The organism is Okeania sp. SIO2B3, assembly GCF_010672525.1.
Classification (GTDB): domain Bacteria; phylum Cyanobacteriota; class Cyanobacteriia; order Cyanobacteriales; family Microcoleaceae; genus Okeania.
On record NZ_JAAHGH010000022.1, the window covers coordinates 58,509 to 79,177 of the forward strand.

The 20,669-nt window shown below is 36.3% G+C and carries 17 protein-coding genes; 8 read left to right on the plus strand and 9 right to left on the minus strand.

The window, feature by feature from the left end:
- Together F6K15_RS17590 and F6K15_RS17595 are read right to left on the minus strand one after the other, a co-directional pair.
- A partial coding sequence (locus tag F6K15_RS17590) for a substrate-binding domain-containing protein (RefSeq protein ID WP_293062826.1) occupies positions 1-1,646 on the minus strand: 1,646 nt, incomplete at its 3' end.
- A gap of 337 nt (positions 1,647-1,983) precedes the next feature.
- Positions 1,984-2,379 carry a hypothetical protein gene (locus F6K15_RS17595; RefSeq protein ID WP_293062827.1) on the minus strand — a complete coding sequence of 132 codons (396 nt, stop codon included), beginning with the start codon at positions 2,377-2,379 and terminating at the stop codon, positions 1,984-1,986.
- Positions 2,380-2,837: 458 nt separating this feature from the next.
- Here F6K15_RS17595 and F6K15_RS17600 point away from each other — a divergent pair, with 458 nt between their 5' ends.
- Both F6K15_RS17600 and F6K15_RS17605 read left to right on the plus strand, forming a co-directional pair.
- The gene (locus F6K15_RS17600; RefSeq protein WP_363268178.1) at positions 2,838-2,981 is read left to right on the plus strand and encodes a high light inducible protein; all 144 of its coding nucleotides are present in this window, start codon (positions 2,838-2,840) and stop codon (positions 2,979-2,981) included.
- 74 nt (positions 2,982-3,055) lie between these two features.
- On the plus strand, positions 3,056-3,199 hold the full coding sequence (locus F6K15_RS17605; RefSeq protein ID WP_293062829.1) for a chlorophyll a/b-binding protein: 144 nt from the start codon (positions 3,056-3,058) through the stop codon (positions 3,197-3,199).
- 662 nt (positions 3,200-3,861) lie between these two features.
- On the opposite strand, the gene cphA is transcribed toward F6K15_RS17605, so the two are convergent.
- Positions 3,862-6,576, minus strand: coding sequence for a cyanophycin synthetase (cphA, locus tag F6K15_RS17610; protein ID WP_293062830.1), 2,715 nt, complete (start codon positions 6,574-6,576; stop codon positions 3,862-3,864).
- A 334-nt stretch (positions 6,577-6,910) separates the two neighbouring features.
- Positions 6,911-7,783, minus strand: coding sequence for a cyanophycinase (locus tag F6K15_RS17615; protein WP_293062832.1), 873 nt, complete (start codon positions 7,781-7,783; stop codon positions 6,911-6,913).
- A 249-nt stretch (positions 7,784-8,032) separates the two neighbouring features.
- Here F6K15_RS17615 and trmD point away from each other — a divergent pair, with 249 nt between their 5' ends.
- Positions 8,033-8,722 (plus strand): tRNA (guanosine(37)-N1)-methyltransferase TrmD, encoded by a 690-nt coding sequence (gene trmD, locus F6K15_RS17620; protein WP_293062834.1) that lies wholly within the window; start codon positions 8,033-8,035, stop codon positions 8,720-8,722.
- 343 nt (positions 8,723-9,065) lie between these two features.
- Here the strand turns inward: trmD and F6K15_RS17625 are convergent, their stop codons facing one another.
- A complete protein-coding gene (locus F6K15_RS17625; protein ID WP_293062835.1) occupies positions 9,066-9,380 on the minus strand; it encodes a PqqD family protein in 315 nt (104 codons plus the stop codon).
- 111 nt (positions 9,381-9,491) lie between these two features.
- Between F6K15_RS17625 and ispF the strand changes: the two genes are divergently transcribed.
- From ispF to F6K15_RS17640, 3 genes are all read left to right on the plus strand, one after another.
- Positions 9,492-9,977 (plus strand): 2-C-methyl-D-erythritol 2,4-cyclodiphosphate synthase, encoded by a 486-nt coding sequence (gene ispF / locus F6K15_RS17630; protein ID WP_293062837.1) that lies wholly within the window; start codon positions 9,492-9,494, stop codon positions 9,975-9,977.
- Positions 9,967-10,092: a hypothetical protein gene (locus F6K15_RS17635; RefSeq protein ID WP_293062839.1), complete on the plus strand. Its 126-nt coding sequence runs from the start codon at positions 9,967-9,969 to the stop codon at positions 10,090-10,092. Before ispF ends, F6K15_RS17635 begins: the two co-directional genes overlap by 11 nt.
- A 163-nt stretch (positions 10,093-10,255) precedes the next feature.
- Positions 10,256-10,378 (plus strand): zinc ribbon domain-containing protein, encoded by a 123-nt coding sequence (locus tag F6K15_RS17640; RefSeq protein WP_375341072.1) that lies wholly within the window; start codon positions 10,256-10,258, stop codon positions 10,376-10,378.
- Between the two features lie 188 nt (positions 10,379-10,566).
- Here F6K15_RS17640 and F6K15_RS17645 read toward each other — a convergent pair whose 3' ends face one another.
- Complete coding sequence (locus F6K15_RS17645) at positions 10,567-12,357, minus strand: WD40 repeat domain-containing protein (protein WP_293062841.1); 1,791 nt, start codon at positions 12,355-12,357, stop codon at positions 10,567-10,569.
- Between the two features lie 1,002 nt (positions 12,358-13,359).
- Between F6K15_RS17645 and F6K15_RS17650 the strand changes: the two genes are divergently transcribed.
- Positions 13,360-13,719 (plus strand): hypothetical protein, encoded by a 360-nt coding sequence (locus F6K15_RS17650; RefSeq protein WP_293062842.1) that lies wholly within the window; start codon positions 13,360-13,362, stop codon positions 13,717-13,719.
- A gap of 67 nt (positions 13,720-13,786) precedes the next feature.
- Here the strand turns inward: F6K15_RS17650 and F6K15_RS17655 are convergent, their stop codons facing one another.
- The 3 genes from F6K15_RS17655 to F6K15_RS17665 all read right to left on the minus strand — a co-directional run bounded on the left by F6K15_RS17655 (position 13,787) and on the right by F6K15_RS17665 (position 16,137).
- A complete protein-coding gene (locus tag F6K15_RS17655) occupies positions 13,787-14,011 on the minus strand; it encodes a hypothetical protein (protein WP_293062843.1) in 225 nt (74 codons plus the stop codon).
- A gap of 354 nt (positions 14,012-14,365) precedes the next feature.
- Entirely contained in the window at positions 14,366-15,076 is a 711-nt protein-coding gene (locus F6K15_RS17660) for a DUF4336 domain-containing protein (RefSeq protein WP_293062844.1), read from the minus strand.
- A 314-nt stretch (positions 15,077-15,390) separates the two neighbouring features.
- On the minus strand, positions 15,391-16,137 hold the full coding sequence (locus F6K15_RS17665; protein WP_293062845.1) for a ComF family protein: 747 nt from the start codon (positions 16,135-16,137) through the stop codon (positions 15,391-15,393).
- Positions 16,138-16,750: 613 nt separating this feature from the next.
- Here F6K15_RS17665 and F6K15_RS17670 point away from each other — a divergent pair.
- On the plus strand, positions 16,751-19,228 hold the full coding sequence (locus F6K15_RS17670; protein WP_293062846.1) for a putative PEP-binding protein: 2,478 nt from the start codon (positions 16,751-16,753) through the stop codon (positions 19,226-19,228).
- Positions 19,229-20,669: the final 1,441 nt, after the last annotated feature.

Sequence of the window (20,669 nt, forward strand, 5' to 3'; positions counted from 1 at the left end):
GCTGCATCTTTGTCTGCTTTTGGTACTGACCAAGTTGCTAATCCATTTTGATTTGGTTGTGCTGTGAGATTAATTTCACTATTTTTGTCTCGATTTGCCCATGCTGCTAATAATCCTGCTCCTGCTAGTCCTAATCCTATTCCTATACCATCTGTTGGAGTTGTTTGATTTTCATCAACTGGTGTTGTTCCTGTCTCTGTTGTCTCTACCTTTGCTTCTGGTGTTGAGACTCCTGTGCTTGGATTTTCATCCAATGGAGTGACAGTTTCTAAATCTGTTTGTGCTAAATCATCTCCACGCCTTCTCTGTAGTCCCCAAATCAAAGCTCCTAGTAAAGGAATTCCTAACAACAAAAGGAGCCACCAGGGGAATCCTTCTTTTTCTATTTCCTGGTTGGCATCATTTGGTAGTAGTGTTGTCTCAGTTTGAGCAGGACTAGATGAATCTACTACCTCTGAAGAGTTTGCTTCATTAACTGTGGAAGTATTTGGACTGGGTACGGTTACTACTGCCCCCGGAACTGCTGAGTCCGCCTCTGATGAGTTTCCTGCTGTCTCTGATGCTGTCTCTGAATTGGTTGTAGTTGCTACTCCAGCAGAAATAGCAGAATCTGTTTCCTCCGAGTCCACCTCTGGTGAGTTTGCTGCTGTCTCAGTTTGAGTATCTGAAGTGGATTGATTTGTTGCTGTCTCTGATGCTGTCTCTGAATTGGTTGTAGTTGCTACTCCAGGAGAAATAACAGAAGCTGTTTCTCCTTCTTTATCTACTGCTGCTATAACTTCTTGACCAACTTTAGAAGTAACTAAACCCATAAATGCTAGAACTTCTGGAGGAGCAGCATCTTTATTATAAATATAGTTACGGGGTTGAGAATATGGGTAACGAGGATCGTTCGGTAGGGTTTTGTGCATCTCAATAATCCGAACATCTTCTTTGTTCAGGACTTGGTCGGCGATCGCGTAACTAATTCCATCTTTACCAAGTTCTTTTACGACTGCTGCTGTATCATCCTGAGATACCTGAGTAGCGTTACTTCCTGTCTGAAATGGAGTTTGTTTAAACACATCATAACTTTTAAGAGCTTCCCTGGTATCACTAAACTCTGGGCGATCTATAAAGCGAATTGGGACTTGAGAACCACCTATTTCTGACCAGTTTGTGATTTCTCCTCGGAGTATTTTGGCAAATTGATCGAATGAGAGATTTTCTAGAAATGGATTTTCAGGACCAACTATCACAGCAATTTTGCCACGCTCAATAGGAACTTCAACTAATCCTTGGTCTTTTTCCCGAGCAGTTAATGGACGTCCTATTGCGGCTATATCTGTTTCTCCTTTTCGGAGTGCTTCTAATACTTCACTGGAATCACCTGCTGCTAGTTCAACTTGAGCGTCTGGAAATTTTTTTTCGTAACGCTGTTTTAGCGAGCGATTAATGACTGTCATACTATTAGAGCCATATAATCTGATTTTTGTACCACTTGGCAAAGATTCAGGTAATGAGTAGACAGTATTTGAGTTAACAGATTGAGCTATATTAATGTTATTTAAAGCAGATAAATTAGAAGCAGCTAAGGGCTTCGGAGTAGTAGTTAAGGTTAGAAATATTGCTGAAATTTGAACTAATTTTTTGGTAGAGGAAGACATTTTTTTCTGGCTTCTAGGTTTACAAAATATGGTTTTATTTTTGAGGGTTCGGCTTTAACTTTGACTATTAATTTCGGTAGTCCTGTAGATGTAGTGATATTTATAATTAAATCCCTTTCACTGTCAGAAACAAAACTACAAAAATCACTACTTGTACACCACTACCTTAATTTCCTATCAGCCATTAGTTTTTTGACTAATGAATTGATAGTTTAAGGCTAAATTATTTTTGAGTAATATAGATCAGCTGAAATTTACTGTTATTCGCTATTAGTAAACAGTAACAAAACTCCAGTATTTTTTTAATTTATTCTCCTTGTTTGAGAGAAAAATTACTTCACATTTTTACTATCGAAATTGTCAATTCTCCTTGATTATCATCAATATAACTATCGAAGAAAAAAGCACAAAGATTTGTTGTTTGTAGTACTTCTAAAGTTAATGTATCGTCATCACCATTCAAAGTTGACCAAGTAGCTTCAACTTCCAAGTTTGTTTTTTTATTGATAAACTTACCACCATAAATCCACAACATAACCATGGGTTCACCAATGTTATTTGCGTCATTTTTATATCCAAATGAACCACTACGGATTCTGATTACATAGATTCCTGGTTCTAATTTTGTCGAAACTGCTGTTTCTTCCTGGATCTGTCGCATAGCTTCAGCATCAAGAACATAGCAGTTTTTTTTATTGTCAATCTTTAGATCCGTAACTGTACAACCTTCCATATTCTTTTTTCTTTCCTACTAAATTTTTTAGTATTCTTAACTAAGGCCACTGCTAGTATGAATTTTCTAATCGATACAAGTACAAGTGTCCAAAAATTCATAATAGGCAAAAGGGCTACTTTAAGTCAAAGAATTACTTTGCGAACGGACTCAATAGTTAGTTTACACCGTGAGACTAGATTCGGCGATCGCTCATCACTATACTTATTATTTTATCGGAGTAATAGCAATTTCAGATGAGGCGGTACAGAATTATGAAATTCATTAATTTATCCTTCTTTAATCTGCATTAACCTACAGTCAATTATTCTTGCAATATTAATTATATGCAGCTTCCCATTAAAGATGTCCATCTACTAATTGTCTAGACAAATAAAAATATTAAGTAATGTTGCCAGATTTGAAATTTTGCGTTAATTTATATTACATAAGCTTGAAATCAAACGAGGTTAATGATTATGGAAAATCAAGAGAAAAAAATAGGCTTCACCGACTTTGCAGAAGCTTGGAATGGTCGCCTGGCAATGTTAGGCTTTGTCATTGGTGTTGCCACTGAATATTTAACAGGTCAAGGTATCCTTTCTCAACTTGGCTTAATGTAACTAATTGTTCTTTCTCAATAACTTTTCTGTTGTATTTACAATTTTTAACTACACTAATTTAGAGGTTAATCATCATGGAAACTCAAGAGCAAAAGCTAGGTTTTACCAAATTTGCAGAAACTTGGAACGGTCGCCTGGCAATGTTAGGTTTTATCATTGGTGTAGCTACTGAATACTTAACAGGTCAAAGTATTCTTTCTCAACTTGGTCTAATGTAATTCAAAGCTACAAAACAATTAAAAATTGCTAACAAACAGTTTTGTCTTTCAGAATAGTTAGTGTCAGAAAATTGATATTCCAGTCTTCAGATACTAACTAATAAATTCTGGCAAAGTTAAAGGGGTTGAAAATTTTCAACCCCTTTTTCAGTAGCAGTTTAAATCGAAGGAAGTTGATTAAGTTTTTTTTTGACTGAATCAACTATTACTTATGGCTTGCTGATTAAATCTAAAAGTCTTTATAAATAAAGGTTTTACCCTTTTTAAGTATCAAAAAGTGCGAGGTTTTAAGTGGTCATAGTTCAATTTAGGAGCGGATTTTGGTCAAGATTTGGGCAGAAAAATTAAGGGACAAAACGCCCGCTCCTACCTCCTCGCTCCCGACCCTTTTCTCCTGTCTTCCCCTCCCCTCCTGGGAGGGGTTAGGGGTGGGTGTCTCCTGTCTTCCCCTCCTGGGAGGGGCGGGGGTGGGTTGGGTTAGGGGTAGGTTGTCTCCTAACGCTACTAAAAGACTGTTTGCTGCAAACCCTACTTACAGGACTTACGCAGGGACTCTACATATAGCTAATGCTAATGCTAATTTTGCCCCTACAGATGGTGCTTTAAAGGTCAATTTGCGTAAGTCCTGATTTATTTCTTCTTACTTCCTTTAGATATTTAACTTAATGTACAATTGAAGTGTTTAACTCTTCAGAAGAGTTAGAGGATGTTCCACTACTTTCTGGTAATTCAAGATCCTGAACAGGGTTACGAGCTTCTATTAAACTTATAGCTCGACTTACGGTTTCCGGTAAAATTACTACCAAACCACCAGAAGAAGCACGATCTAAAGCAGTATTAATCGCAGTTGTCTCATCTAAAATTGATTCATAAGTAGCCTTTGACTCAGAATCTTGAGCTTGATTTAAAAACTGCTTCACACCTTGAGAAATTAGCTCCGCAGCACTTCCTCTAGGTCTTCCTCTAGTATCATCATCTTCCTTGACAATAATTTCATCAAAGATATCTGCTGCTAGTTCACCCAAAGAAACAAAGTCCTCATCACGACGGTCTCCAGGCCCACCAATTACACCAATCCGTTTTCCTGGCCAATTCCTGACAAATCCACCCAATGCTTCATAGCTAGCAGGATTATGAGCATAGTCCACCAGAGCATGATAATCACCCATATTAAACATATTCATTCGACCTGGTGTTTGATTCACCGAAGCCACAAAGGTTGACAAACCTTCTCGAATATGCTCTATTTTCACCCCTTGAGCAAAAGCTGCCAAACAAGCTGCAAGAGCATTCGCAATCATAAATGGGGCCTTACCTGCCATTGTAATTGGCACATTAACTGCTTTTTCAATCCTTAAAGTCCAATCTCCTTTGAGAATTGAAATATAACCATTCTCATACACTGCTGCCAAACCACCAGATTCTGTATGTTTCACCAAAAGTTGATTATTTGGTTCCATTGAAAAATAAGCAACTTGACCTTTAACTTTCTCCGCCATTGCAGCAACCAATGGATCGTCAGCATTCAAAATGGCATATCCTTTAGGCATTACTGACTCAGCAACTACACTTTTGAGTTGAGCTAGTTGTTCTACAGTATCTATATCTCCAATACCCAAGTGGTCGGCAGCTACATTTAAGACCATTCCTACATCACAAGCTGAAAAACCCAAGCCTGAACGCAGAAGACCACCCCGTGCTGTTTCTAAGACTGCAATTTCTACAGTGGGGTCTGAGAGTATTAAATGGGCACTTTGAGGTCCAGTATTATCTCCTGATTCTGCTAGATATTCACCAAGATAAGTACCATCAGTAGTAGTATAGCCCACTACTTTTCCAGTCTGCTTCATTATGTGAGCTAGCAAGCGTGTAGTTGTTGTCTTACCATTAGTGCCAGTAATTGAAAATATTGGTATTCTGCCATTTTTAGACCCAGGGAACAGCATATCTATAACTGCTCCGGCCACATTTCTAGGTAAACCCCGACTAGGAGCAACGTGCATCCGGAAACCAGGGGCAGCATTAACTTCTACTATGACTCCTTCTACTTCTCGCAAAGGTTTAGAGATGTCTTCAGTAACTACATCTATACCAGCTATGTCTAGACCTATTATCTTCGCAGCTCTGGACAATAACCAGACATTTTCTGGATGTATTTCATCAGTACGGTCTACTGCTATACCTCCAGTACTGAGGTTAGCTGTTGCCCTTAAAAAGCAAATTTTTCCTTTTCTTGGTATTGAATCAATGCTATATCCTTGTCTTTCCAGAATAGCAAGGGCAGCTTTGTCCACTTTGATTCTAGTCAGAACGTTATCATGTCCATCCCCTCTTTGAGGATCTTTGTTGGTTTCTTCAATCAGTTTTGCTACCGTAGACTTACCATCTCCCATTACATGGGCAGGAACTCGTTCGGCCACAGCTACAACTCTACCATTTACTACCAATACTCGGTGGTCTTTGCCTGTATAGTAACGTTCTAAAATTACTGTTTTTGTTTTGGAAGCCTTGCTAGCTACATCGTAAGCTTCTTCAGCCTCTTCCCAGTTTCTCACATCAATAGTAATTCCACGACCATGATTTCCATCTAGAGGCTTAATTACAATGGGATAGCCTCCAACATCTTCAATGGCATCTTGAAGGTCTTCAAAGTAGCGAATAACTGTACCACGGGGTACTGGTATTCCAGAATCTTTGAGAATAGTTTTTGTACCTTCTTTATCACAAGCAAGTTCTACACCAAGAATTCCTGTTTGATTACTTAGAGTGGCCTGGATTCTTTTTTGATTTATACCATAGCCAAACTGAATCATAAATCTGGCTCCTAGTTGAGTCCAGGGAATACCTCTTGCTTCTGCTTCTTTGACTATAGCTTCTGTGCTTGGCCCTAAAGATGCCTGACTTTTGAATTCCTTCAGGTCTTCTAAATCTTGTTGTAATTCGGTTGCAGGATATGTACCTGTCTCAACAATACTTTGGCAAAGTCTCACTGCTGCTCGTGCAGCATAGCGGCCTGCTTGTTCGTTTTCATATTCTATTACTACCTGAAATATTCCAGGAGTCGATGTTTCCCGTGTCCGACCAAAAGCAACTGGCATTTGGGCGAGTTGTTGAAGTTCTAGGGCAACGTGTTCTATGACATGGCCTATTAGTGTCCCTTTTTCAACGCGACTGAGAAAACCGCCCCTGACTCCAGGGGAACAATAGTGCTCTACAAGACTTGGTAGTACCTTGATTAATCCTTTGTAGAAGCCAGGAATATCAGATGTATATCTTTCGTACAGGTCTTCTAAGTCTAGACGCATAACCACCAGTTTATGCCGGCGGATGCTCCAGTAGTTTGGACCGCGTAATGTCTGGAGTTTGAGGATTTTCATAGGAGGATTTGAAGGTTATGCTCAGAATCTACAGAAGCAATGGCAGTTTTATTTTTAATTTCAGGTCACACCATTTGCTAAACTGTTTAATACAAACTTTTTTTCAGGCTGCACTAATCCTTTCTCCATCTTGAAAAATATATATCTGATAAATAAATTTATCAGTTTTTTTGATAATCCTTTGATGGTAGAAGAATTTGGGCTTTCTATATTTGTTCTACAAAAAATACATTCAGTTCAGTTTAAAATTAGACTTTCTGTCCACTTAACTACGTAAGCTATTAATCTACCAGAACACATTAGTCACGAACTGAGTAAATTATCAGAAATTATTTTAATCAAGAGGCGTAATTGTTTCAGACAGCCCTGGTTTCATGGTATGGGAATGGAAATCATAGCCATCGCCGTGGCACATTATATGTACTCTCAAATTTGATAGACTCAAAGGATCTGCTACACCTACTTTTGTAGCATTAGTGTATGAGATTTCTGTAGTATCTATAATTGTTACTGTGCCTTTACCCATTACTTTAATTTGACTATTTCCTTCAAATAATGCACAGGTATCTTCATCTATGCCTATACCTATTTTGTCTGGGTGGGTAGCGATCGCGCTCAACAAACGGGCCATACGATTTCGATTATGAAAGTGTTGGTCTACAATTAGATCTGGTAATATACCCAAGCCAGTTGTCAAATCAACTAAGGACTTATTGGGGGATGAGCCACTACCACCACTTGCTATCATTTGGTGTCCCATTACAGCTGCTCCTGCACTTGTTCCAGCTAGAGCAATTTTTCCTTCTATAGCCCTATTTCTGATTTCGTCCATCAAAGGTGTCTCAGCAAGTAGGGCACAAAGACGCAGTTGGTCTCCACCTGTCATAAATACTCCGGTACAATCTTCTAAGGATTCTAACCATCTTGGGTCTTCTCCCTGATACCTTTCCCGGATATCAAATATCTTGAGACCTACAGCACCCATGTCTTCAAACACCTTGCGGTATCTATCTCCTTGGGCCGCTGGTTCTCTTGAAGCAGAAGGGATCACTGCTAACTTGGCATTTACTCCCCCTGCACGATTAAAAAAAGTTTGTAGAATCTCTTTTCCATGAACTTTATCTTCCGCCCCTCCAATTACCATAATAGTTGTTTTTGTAGGACGTAATGTATCTGGTTCTGAAGCTTGAGACTCTAACTGTATCATTTTATTAGTCTTGGACAGCAGGTACACATTCAATTTCAATAATTTCAATAATCTGTTATAATACTAGACTATCTTATAACCTTGCAAGTCCCCAGCTAACTATTGAATTTTTCAACAAACATTTGATTTAGTTCAGAACCTAAATAATTGGCTGGATCAACTTGCAAACTTGTAGCATAGTCTAAAGATTAATCTCAACAATTTCTAATTCTAAATTTTTCAAGAAACTCTAGTATACTTTTAATTTCTGTGCAATTTGATGTTATCACTCTGTTTCCAGACTTTTTTACAACACCCCTAAGTTCAGGTTTGTTAGGGAAAGCTCTTGATAAAGAGATTGCTAAGGTTAATCTAGTTAATCCTCGGGATTATACCACAGACAAATATAATAAGGTTGATGATGAATCTTATGGTGGAGGAGTAGGAATGGTGTTAAAACCAGAGCCTATATTTGCTGCTGTAGAGTCATTAACAACTAGACCGCGACGAGAAGTTATTCTCTTGACTCCCCAAGGAGAAACAATGTGTCAACAGCTCTTTAAGGAGTTAGTTATAGACTATGACCAACTTATTTTGATTTGTGGTCATTATGAAGGTATTGATGAAAGAGTACAATATTTAGTTACTAGAGAAGTATCTCTAGGAGATTTTGTCCTTACAGGTGGAGAAATACCAGCTTTAGCTTTAATTAATGGTGTAGTTAGGTTACTTCCAGGAACGGTAGGTAAAGCTGAGTCATTAGCTAACGAAAGTTTTGAATCTGGATTACTTGACTATCCTCATTATACTCGACCATCTAATTTTCGTGGTTGGAAAGTACCAGAAGTTTTGCTATCTGGAAATCATGCTAAAATAGCAGAATGGCGTTATCAACAACAAATTCAAAGAACAAAATCTCGTCGCCCAGACTTGATAGAAAATGATGATAATTTGATCTAAATAATGGTTTTCAGCTTCTTTTTTATAAGTATGTCTGAAAATTAATTTAATGTTTAGTAGCAGTAATTAAGTTAGCCAAAGACTTTCATTATTTTGAATATTATTTCAGTAAAGCAGATGTGGTATTAAGTGGTTAATATACAAATAATTTAACCTAGTGTAGGATGGCAGAAATAACTAACCAGTTACAAAATCCTAAAAGCCTTACCAATCAATATTTTTGACTTTTAACTTCCGCGTAGCAGCACTAGAAAGCAATTTAATTAATTAGTACCTGAATCTTTTGTGAAAAATAATAGTTGACTTTCATTAATATAACTCAAGTTTATTAAGTATTTTTTGATCATTTTTGAACAATAGATAAATTATCTTGTCGATCGATAATTTTCACAATTCCGTCATTTCTTAAATCTCTAATATATTCTAATAAATCATTTTTCAGTACTTCTGGCTCTACCTGCTCTTGTTGTAAAATATCCTCATAAGCCTCTTGAATAGACCCGGAACCTATTAAAGCAAATAACATTTTAGCTGCCATATCATCCAAAATAAAATCTTCACCTTCTTGTTGAGAGTTAACTAAAAAAATTTCTCCCTCATCTTCTGCTAAAAAAAAATTATCCGTTAATAGCACTTGTTGAGTTAATATAATCTCCACAACTTACCTCTACTGACAATAAAATTAATAAAAAAAAGTAGTTTTGTACAATCAAGATATACTATACAATAATTTGATAAAAACTACTATTTAAGGTATTAAGTTAGAAAAATGAATCTTCGCATAGGTAATGGCTACGATATCCATAAATTAGGACCTGGAAGACCTCTAATACTCGGAGGAGTCAAAATTAACCATGAAATGGGATTACTTGGTCATAGCGATGCGGATGTTCTGACCCATGCAATTATGGATGCAATGCTGGGTGCCGTGAGCTTGGGTGATATTGGCCATTTTTTCCCTCCAAGCGATCCACAATGGGCTGGAGCTGATAGTATAGAATTGTTGAATCGTGTCAATCATTTAGTTAAGGCTAGCTGCTGGCAAGTTAGTAATATTGACTCAGTAGTAGTAGCAGAACGTCCTAAACTCAAACCACATATCAAAGAAATGCGATCGCGCCTCGCTGCTACTTTAGAACTACAAGCAGATCAAGTCAGCATAAAAGCTACTACTAATGAAAAATTAGGTCCTGTAGGTCGAGAAGAAGGTATTGCTGCTTATGCTGTAGTTTTGCTCAATAAATATGAAGGATAATCAGAAAGTAGAAGTCGAACATCTCAAACTAGGAAAACTTCAGATCATAGCTTGGCATCAATGCCTAAAGTTCATCATCAGCATAAGTCAAACACCAACTCGTTCCTTGGTATAGTAGGGATCAGGCAACAGGGAGTATTGACTTAATCAAAGAATAACGATATAATACTTTAAAAAGCATACTATTAGACAGACTGCACTTAGGCATAAATGAAATCCATCACAACCAAGCTCAAACTTAATAACAAACTTGCTCGAATTGTGGTCATGTTCAAGATATGCCCTTAAATGTAAGAACTTATGACTGCCCTGAATGTGGCTTGTTAATAGATAGAGATTTAAATGCTAGTATAAATTTGAGACATGCGGTCGGCTTGACCGTTATGCCTGTGGATGAGTAACCGCCGACGGCCTCACAAGAAGCAGGAAGTAAACATTAAAATGTCACTTTTTATGACGTTTTATATCGGTTTTATAAAGCAGTAGTGGAAAAAAACTGTTCCTTGTTTAAGGTTCATCATCAGTATCAGTCCTCATCAACTTTTTCGCGTGCTATAACAGATATCAAAGTTGATATAAATAGTATCTTCTAAATTTGCCATAATCTCACTGTTCCATCCTCGCTCCCAGTTGCTATCAATTTACTGTCAGGACTAAAAGCAATAGCCATCACAGTATCTGTATGTCCAGCCAATGCCTTAATTTCTTTGGCTGATTTTGTATCCCATAACTTGACAATACCATCTCTATCTCCAGAAGCGAGAAACTGACTATCAGGACTAATTGCCAGACTCTCTACTGGATTGTTATGTCCTTCTAAAACTGTAACTTCATCCTGAGATACCATATTCCATAAATGCACTTGCTCGCAACTGCTAAAGATCAGAAATTTACCATTGTTACTAATCACAACATTACTTATGCAATTAATACGAACCTCCAAAATCTTGATTTCTTTCTCAGAAGCAATATCCCATAACCTCACAGTACCATCGTCGCTACCAGAGGCCATAAACTTACCGTCAGAACTAAAAACAACACTTTGAATATAGTCTGTATGTCCCCAAAAACTTTTGACTACTTGCTTTGATGCAATTTCCCATAAATTTAGATGATGTTCTGAATTAATAAACGCTACTAATTTTAGGTCTGGACTGATAGCAATAATTTTCGGGCAACTATTTCGCGGTATCTGAATATAAGTTTCTGATCGATTTCCCCACAAGCAAATCTGATTAAAGTTACCATCAGAAATCAGACTACTGCCAAACACAAAACAATAATCATCTGAATTAGATGCAACTGTTTGCACCCACTCCATATCTGAGACTATTGTTTCAATCTTTTCTCCAGAAAGGATATTCCATAATTGGACTTGATTACGACTGACAATAGTTAGAAATTTTCCATCAGAACTAAAAGCCACTTTTTTGATGAAAAAATTTGTTTGAGTTTCCAGAACTGTCATCGTTTTTCCCGATGGAATTTCTAAAATATTTACTCGGTCGTAACTGCTAGCAGCCAAAAATTCACTATTAGGACTAAAGGCTATACTACCAATGTAATTAGGATGACCGGGTAATGTGACTATGTTTCTTTGCGATGCTAACTCCCAGATTTGATTATCCGCAGCTAGGAGGCGACTGTCAGAACTAATAGCAGCATTGTTATGCCATGAGTCGAGAAATTTTGACTCGGTTCCTGCTACCATATCCCATATATGTAAAGCATTACTCCCGCAAACTATTAATCTGCCGTCTGGACTAGAAAATACAGAATTAGAGGGAAAGTCTGTTTCCCCTGCCATGATTTTTACTTGAGTTGCAGATGCTACTTCCCAGACTGTAACATCACCTATATCTATAAATGTAGCTGCTAGAAATTTACCATGGGAAGCGATCGCTACACTCACTACTTCTAACTCTTCTTCAGAATAAGATAATTGTATCGCTGGAGTCTCTGTTGTCGATGCTAAATTCCAAAATCTGACAGTACCTTTATTATCTCCACAGGCAAGAAACTGACCTTGAGAACTAATGGCAATACAAGTTATTGTTATATCATCATCAGTTTGTATTTGCAGTTGTCGTAAAAGTTGCCTTTGCCGTAAATCCCAAATATAAATTTTTTGACCCCAACCTAATGCTAGTGTTGTACCATCGTCACTTATTGTGCCACATTTTGCCGGGGAGTCGATATCCCACAGTCGTTGCCAATTATTAATGTCGTATAAGCTTGTACCACCACTGGCGCAGATTATTAATAAATCGTTATTCAGGAATTTGATTTTGTAGATATGTCCTAAGGCTATTCGTTGAGTAATTCCTGCTTCTTTTAAGCTAGGTAAAACTACTTGCAATTGATTGGAGTGAGTGTACATTTTCAGCAGCTAAATATAGGGGGATATAACAGAAATATTATCTCAATTTTCAATTTAGCAAAGTTTTGGGCTACTCAAGGGTTTTATAGTGCAAGGCAACAGGCAACAGGCAACAGGCAACCCACCCCTCTCCCAGGAGGGGAATAAATTGCTTATAATATAAAACTTTTAGCTATTTGGCCCCTCCTGCAATTTGTAAATATACCAGCGCTCATTGCTATATTAGTATTTTGAGCCTACAACAGCCAAAAACCTTGCACTTTTTCAGCTTAGTTTTTCCTTTGAGACCAACTCAGAATATAGAGCAATATTTTTGTTGATTCGAGCTTTGGTCTTTCGGTAGTGGGAAAAACTATAACGTCTTAGTTTTTGGTTTGAAACAGACTCAGAATATAGGGCAATATTTTTGTTGATTCGAGCTTTGGTCTTTCGGTAGTGGGAAAAACTATAACGTCTTAGTTTTTGGTTTGAGACAAACTCAGAATATAGGGCAATATTTTTGTTGATTCGAGCTTTGGTCTTTCGGTAGTGGGAAAAAACTATAACGTCTTAGTTTTTGGTTTGAAACAGACTCAGAATATAGGGCAATATTTTTGTTGATTCGAGCTTTGGTCTTTCGGTAGTGGGAAAACTATAACGTCTTAGTTTTTGGTTGGAGACAGACTCAGAATATAGAGCAATATTTTTGTTGATTCTAACTTCGGTGTTTCGGTAGTGGGAAAACTATAACGTCTTAGTTTTTGGTTTGAGACCAACTCAGAATATAGGGCAATATTTTTGTTGGTTCTCACTTCGGTCTTTTCTGGTACGAAAACTACAACGTCTTAGTTTTTGGTTTGAGACCAACTCAGAATATAGGGCAATATTTTTGTTGGTTCTCACTTCGGTCTTTTCTGGTGCGAAAACTACAACGTCTTAGTTTTTGGTTTTAGAGAAAGTAGGAAAGTAGCGATCGCCCGACTCTATTTAGAAGTTCTCCCACCGGAGCAACTTCAACAACTTTTGGCAGAGAAAGATAAACAAATTAGAAGATTAGCAGCTTGGGTGGATATTGCGATGCAACGCCCAAATATTTATGCAGAAAATTATAGTCATCAAGGAGATACAAAAATGTCAGAAAGAAGTGGAGATAAAATTGATATTGGAGAAAATTATGGTGTGGCTGGTAAGGAAGGAAATTTTGAGAATTATGGTGCGACTGGTAAGGAAGGAAAATCTGAGAATTATGGTGTAGCTAATAACAAACAGGGAAAAATTCAAGACACAACATTTGCTCCGACTCTTGCAAAAAGACTTTTTCAGCAAACCCTAATTCTATTACCGAAAAATTGTGGTCTAAAGCTTCCCTTTTTAAAGGTATAAAAAAATAGAGAGAATATTCCAGATTTCAAGCCTCCTTATTGCAAAGGTAGCGATCGCTCCATTATTTCTACCTTGAGTTTGAATCATTTATTCCTGGGGTAAGAAGATCGTGACTACCTCCCATCATTAGAGTAGGAACAGAAATATTTCTCATTTCTTCAGGTCCGAAAATTACACTTGTTAGAGGAAAGTAAGCGAAAACTGCTTTGATACGAGGGTCTCTTAACTGATAGTTTGAAGGGGGTAAATAATTGGCACGACATTGCAATAATACTGATACATTTAAGCTCAAATTAGGGTTTGCGCTTCATTAGTCTTTTAGTAGGGGTAGGAGACAGGAGACAACCCACCCACGGGCCCCGACCGTGGAGGGGAAGACAGGAGACAGGAGAAATGGGAATGAGCGAGGAGGTAGAAGTAAGAATTGTCCCTTGATTTTTCTGCCCAACTATGCGCCTAAAACACTAACTTTTTGAGCGTTTCAGACGTGATACCAGGCACTTTTTCAAGGCAAAAAAAAAGCCTAAAGTCTTTATATATCAATGCTTTTAGATTTAATCAGCAAGCCCTATTTAGATAGATATTTACTATAGCAGATAACAAGGGTATGACCTTCCTAAAAGGTTCGTTCGTTGCTTATTTATTGTCAAAACTTTTTCTCTAAAAAACACTCATATCCTTTCTTAAATTTCTGCTTTGCATCATCTTCTACAATAGTGCCATGAGCCATAATAACTCTTCTAAAATCCCGTTGCAAAATCTTCTGAACTGATTGTCTAACTTTTTCTTTTTCTTTAGTACCTAACCGTTCTAAAAATGATGGTTTGAGTTGTTTGTATACTCCCAGAATTTTAGATACTAACTTTGTTGTAAATGGAAAGCTTTCATCAAAGTTAAATACAATATCTGTCACAATCAACGTTTTACTTTCACCGTGAAAAAAAACATACTCATTTAAAGGCGATAAACCATTCAGAAGAAAGGTATTCAGTCCTTCAAATAAAAAATATTCGAGCTTACTACCAAAATATTGTTCATCATCATCTAATATTTTATCGATAGAAATATCCGGTCTTTTTTTCTTCAAACCTGAAACAGCATAAATTTGTGCTTGAGGATAAATATTTTTAAAGTCAGATAAAAAAAGATGGTGAAAAAGATTTGGAGCAATAATATGCTTGACATTTCCAATTTCTTTGAATTGCTCAATAATTTTATGGTCAATTTTAATTGGAGAAATGACAGCTAGTTCGTCATTTTTTAAACTAATTACGGTCATTCTTATACCAATATCTAATCCCAAAAATCTGAAAGGTTGCTCGGCAACCCAAATATTACAATCTATTTTTCTAAGCATAGCTAATTATCAAAAAGGGAATAGGGAATAGGGAATAGGGAATAGGGAATAGGGAATAGGGAACATAAAATATAAGAATAGTTTTACAACTGTACCTCACCCTTCCTCAAAAGTGCTTTCATTAATTGATAATGGATAATTGATAATTACCTCGGGTTTTAACCGTTCTTGATTGAACATAAGGAAATATTATTTCTTTATTTTCCCCTTAAAAGGGGAGGCTTCAAGGCGCGAATTATTTAATTATTAATTATTAATTATTCGGTAAGTACCTAAAATATCACTTTTGACTTTTGACTTTTGACTTTTAACTTTTAATTTTTTGACTTTTGACTTTTAACTTTTGACTTTAGTGAAACGCTAGGTTTTCTAGTAGTCGCGATCGCTAAAACTCCGACAACTTTAATACCTGCTTTGTGCAAAACTTTTATTGCAGAGTTAACCGTTGCACCTGTTGTATAGATATCATCTACTAACAAAACTAAACTACGGGGACGACTCCTGCGGAAATCTTTCCCTACAGTAAAAGCATCCTTAACTGTTTCCAACCTCTCTCCACTGGACAAACCAAATAATGCTTGGGTCTGCTTCACTCTTTCCAGACCATTTCGCCGTAACTGCAAACCAGTTAATTCACAAAAGCTTTTTGCCAATAATTCCGCTTGATTAAAACCTCGCTCTTTCAGCTTCTTTTTGTGCATCGGAATGGGTACAACGACGATTTTGTCAAGAGTAGTTGTCCCTACTTGTCTCTTGCAAAGTGCGGAATTTAACCACCCATCCCCTAACCAATATCCCAAAGGTCTTGCTATTTGTGGGTTATCCTGATATTTCATAGCAGCGATCGCTCGTTTGAGACTATCTTTATACTCACCCCAGATAAATACTGGAATTTTTCCGGGAAATATTTGTCCTCCATGAGGAAATTGACATTGCCAAACTTGTCTTTCGCAATATTTACAAAATTCTCTATCTGTTGGTCTCTGACAAAGAGGACAGTTAGACTTAAGAAATATATTCAGAAATGGCTTAAGTATTTTTCTCCAGAGAAATTTAATCATTGTGAAAACCTTTAAAAAGTCTAAAATATTAAATAGTTTCTTATGTTTATCTGTTAACAATTTACTATAGCAATCAGGAATCAGTTGTGAGAATTGAAGTGTTCCTTAAAAGTACAGAATATAGCAATTATTATATTTATATGATACGTTTTTTTCTTCTTCTCTGTTGCCTGCTACCTAAAAGTTTCCAATATCTCACAACTCAAATCATATTGCTATATTACTTTGAGACTAGACTATCAGAGAATGTTGAAAGAGTTCGAGCCACTATAAATTTTAATTGGGTGCATCTCAATGCAAGAATAAAGCCAAAAATTTATCACTTTTAGGGAACAGCGAACAGGGAACAGCGAACAGGGAATATATAGGAGAAAAGTATTTTTGCAAATATGAGATGCACCCTTTTAATTTAGCGGTGAGATGAATTTCAACCAGCTAATTAATTGAGTGGTAGCGAATCAATATAGCATTAGTTATATATAATACAATACAGTTTAGTTAAATATTTTTTTTGGCACTTTTGTAACCTCAAAAGCTTATCTAATTATCATCTCTGATTTAACGGGCGAGTGTCAATATTTTTAACATTTGATGTCAGCAAATCAATAGTTTTGTGCATAAGTTTTACTGGCTAGATAAAATTAAGTCCTCAGACTGGAAAACAGTGGGAGAAAGAGCTTTTTATTTAGCTCATCTCATGGAGCAAGGTTATCCAATTGTTCCTGGTTTTGTCATTCCAGCAAATAGCTTTTGGCAATTTTTACAACACATTGATTGGTCTGACCCATTATTAGCTGACTTCCCCAATTCTACGTTGCATTTTAATGTCAATGACTATCAACAATTACAACAAATTTCTCAATCAATTAACTGCAATACTGCATCTACTGATTTACCATCCGAGTTATTATTATCTCTAGAATCTGCTATTAAAAATCTCAATGCCGAAGTATTAAGTTTTCAGCTTGACTTAGCATCTCCTCACCTAAAAACTTTAGGTATATTAGAACCAATAATGTGTCAAGCTAGACCGGAAGAATTTGTCCCAGGAATTAAACAAGTATGGGCAGAAATATTTAATGCTAAAAGTTTATTATATTGGCATAGTCAGCAAGTTGAAATTCCACAACTTCAACCAGTAGTTATAGTACAAGCCGTACAGTCAGCGATCGCTTCGGGAAATATTAAAGTTTTTACTAATAGTTGGGAAATTCAAGCAACTCATGGTTTAGGAGTATCCATTGAGTTGGGGCAAGTTATCCCTGATTCTTATATCATTTCTGCTGAAAATTGCACTGTAGAAAACAAGAAGTTAGGTAATAAAATTATCGCTTATAACCTTGATGCAAGAATGATTAAAGTTAGCTATACAGAGATATGGCAAGGAAATTATCATACTCAAATTCCTCTTCCCAAAACTTTAGCAGCACTGCAAATTTTTTTATTGCCAGAAGAACTACAAAAAGAATTAGTTTTAGAGGAAAAGCAATTACAATCATTAATTAGATTAACTCAGGGTATAGCCAATAATATCGGTACTAATTTTGGAGTAAAATGGAGTTTTTTCCCAAGGTCTAATGATGCAAAAGTTGAACTCTTAATTACAGATTTTGAAAGATTTCCACAAGACGAGCAAAATTTGGCAAAATTGCCAAAATCAGCAAAAGAAGAAAAATCAATATCTATTCCTAATACAGAACATCCCATTGTCAAAGGCATAGTAGCATCATCAGGAAAAGTAACAGCTAAAGCTATAGTTATTAAAAATATTCCTCCAGAAGTAGAAGAATTTCCTGACAGAGTAATTTTAGTTGTGCCTGTAATTATTCCGAGTTATTTACCATTACTGAAAAAAGTTTCTGGAATTATTTCTGAACAGGGTGGCATCACAAGTCATGCTGCAATTTTAGCTAGAGAAATTGGGATTCCTGCTATTGTAGGAGCGACTAATTCTACCAATATAATTAAAACAGGCGACCATTTATTAATTGATGGTAATAATGGGGCAATATATCTGGCAGAAGAAGATAATTATGATCCTCATAAACTTGAGATGCCAGTAGTAGAAAATTCTCTGAAAAATCAAAATTCACCGCCAATAGGAACTAAATTGTTGGTTAATCTTAGTCAAATTAATTCTATTAAAAAAATTCAAGGTTCACTGATAGATGGAGTAGGATTATTACGTTCAGAGTTAATGGCGATCGAACTGTTAGAAAATCATCATCCTTTATGGTGGATACAACAAGGTCGTCAACCAGAATTGGTAAGTCTAATGGTGAAGAAACTTAGTCAATTTGCTGCAGCTTTTACTCCAAAACCAGTGTTTTATCGTTCTCTTGATTTAGCATTATTTAACTCTAGCGATCGGGAAAAAGCATTTACTAAAATGCCAGAAGAATTTATAGCTAATTATTCTGGAAATCAAGATAACCAGACCGAGGCAAATTTTCATAATCATCGGACTAATTATTCTAATCCTATACTAGGAAGACATGGCACATTTAGTTATATGTTAGAACCAAGTTTACTAGATTTAGAAATAGATATTTTATCTCAAGTATATAAATTGGGTTACACTAACGTTCATTTAATCTTGCCATTTGTACGTTCTGTAGAAGAATTTCAATTTTGTCAGAGTCGCATTCAAACTAAATGGGAAAATCGACCTAATAATTTCCAAATTTGGATTATGGCAGAAGTACCATCAGTTTTATTCTTACTACCTGAATATGTTAAAGCTGGAGTTCGGGGTATTGCTATTGGTACTAATGATTTAACTCAATTATTGTTAGGTGTAGACCGAGAAGAAGAACAAATGGCAAGTGCTTTTGATACTCGTCAACCAGCAGTAATGAGAGCCATTCAACAATTAATTTCTGAGGCGAAAATTTCTGGTATTCCTTGTTCTATTTGTGGTGATGCTCCTGCTTTATATCCAGAAATAATAGATAATTTAATCCGGTGGGGTATTACTTCCATTTCTGTGAATGTTGATGCTGTGGATAAAACTTATAATTCAATCGCTCGTGCGGAGCAACGTTTGATTTTAGAAGCAGTTCAAATTAATAATTTAGGTGGTAGGTTTTAGGTAGTAGGTATATATTTTTTCAGCGCTGAAGAAAGTCAGGAGAATTTGGTCTATCAGAATTTTCCGACTCATCAATCACATTTATATCCCTGGTGAAGTAGAACATTCAACCGATAAAGAAAAAGATAATTTTGAGATAAGGCAAGATGAGGATAGTCGGGAAAATATCAGAAGAAGGTGCTAGATAGTAGGTATATATTTTTTCAGCGCTGAAGAAGTAGTCAGGAGAATTTAGTTTATAGGAATTTTCCGACTCATCAACCACATTTATATCCCTGGTGAACTAGAACATTAAACCGATAAAGAAAAAGATAATTTTTAGATAGGGCAAGATGAGGAAAGTCGGGAAAATATCAGAAGAAGGTGGTTGGTATATATTTTTTCATCGCTGAAGAAAGTCAGGAAAATTTGGTCTATCGGAATTTTCCGACTCATCAACCACATTTATATCCCTGGTGAAGTAGAACATTCAACTGATAAAGAAAAAGATAATTTTTAGATAGGGCAAGATGAGGAGAGTCAAGAAAATATCAGAAGAAGGTGGTTGGTATATATTTTTTCATCGCTGAAGAAAGTCAGGAAAATTTGGTCTATCAGAATTTTCTGACTCATCAACCATATTTATATCCCTGGTGAAATAGAACATTAAACCGATAAATAAAAAGATAATTTTGAGATAGGGCAAGATGAGGAGAGTCAAGAAAATATTATCTGAAAAATCATCCGCTCCCTTGATTTTCTTAACTTCTATCTTCCCTCTGAAAAATCGGAAGATAATTGAAGAAGGTGGTAGATGGTATTGATATTTTTTTCAGCGCTGAAGAAGTAGTCAGGAGAATTTAGTTTATAGGAATTTTCCGACTCATCAACCACATTTATATCCCTGGTGAACTAGAACATTAAACCGATAAAGAAAAAGATAATTTTCAGAAAAGACAAGATGAGGAGAGTTGGGAAAATATCAGAAGAAGGTGCTAGGTGCTGGGTACATATTTTTTCAGCGCTGAAGAAGTAGTCAGGAGAATTTGATCTATCAGAATTTTCTGACTCATCAACCATATTTATATCCCTGGTGAAATAGAACATTAAACCGATAAATAAAAAGATAATTTTGAGATAAGGCAAGATGAGGAGAGTCAAGAAAATATTATCTGAAAAATCATCCGCTCCCTTGATTTTCTTAACTTCTATCTTCCCTCTGAAAAATCGGAAGATAATTGAAGAAGGTGGTAGATGGTATTGATATTTTTTTCAGCGCTGAAGAAGTAGTCAGGAGAATTTAGTTTATAGGAATTTTCCGACTCATCAACCACATTTATATCCCTGGTGAACTAGAACATTAAACCGATAAAGAAAAAGATAATTTTCAGAAAAGACAAGATGAGGAGAGTTGGGAAAATATCAGAAGAAGGTGCTAGGTGCTGGGTACATATTTTTTCAG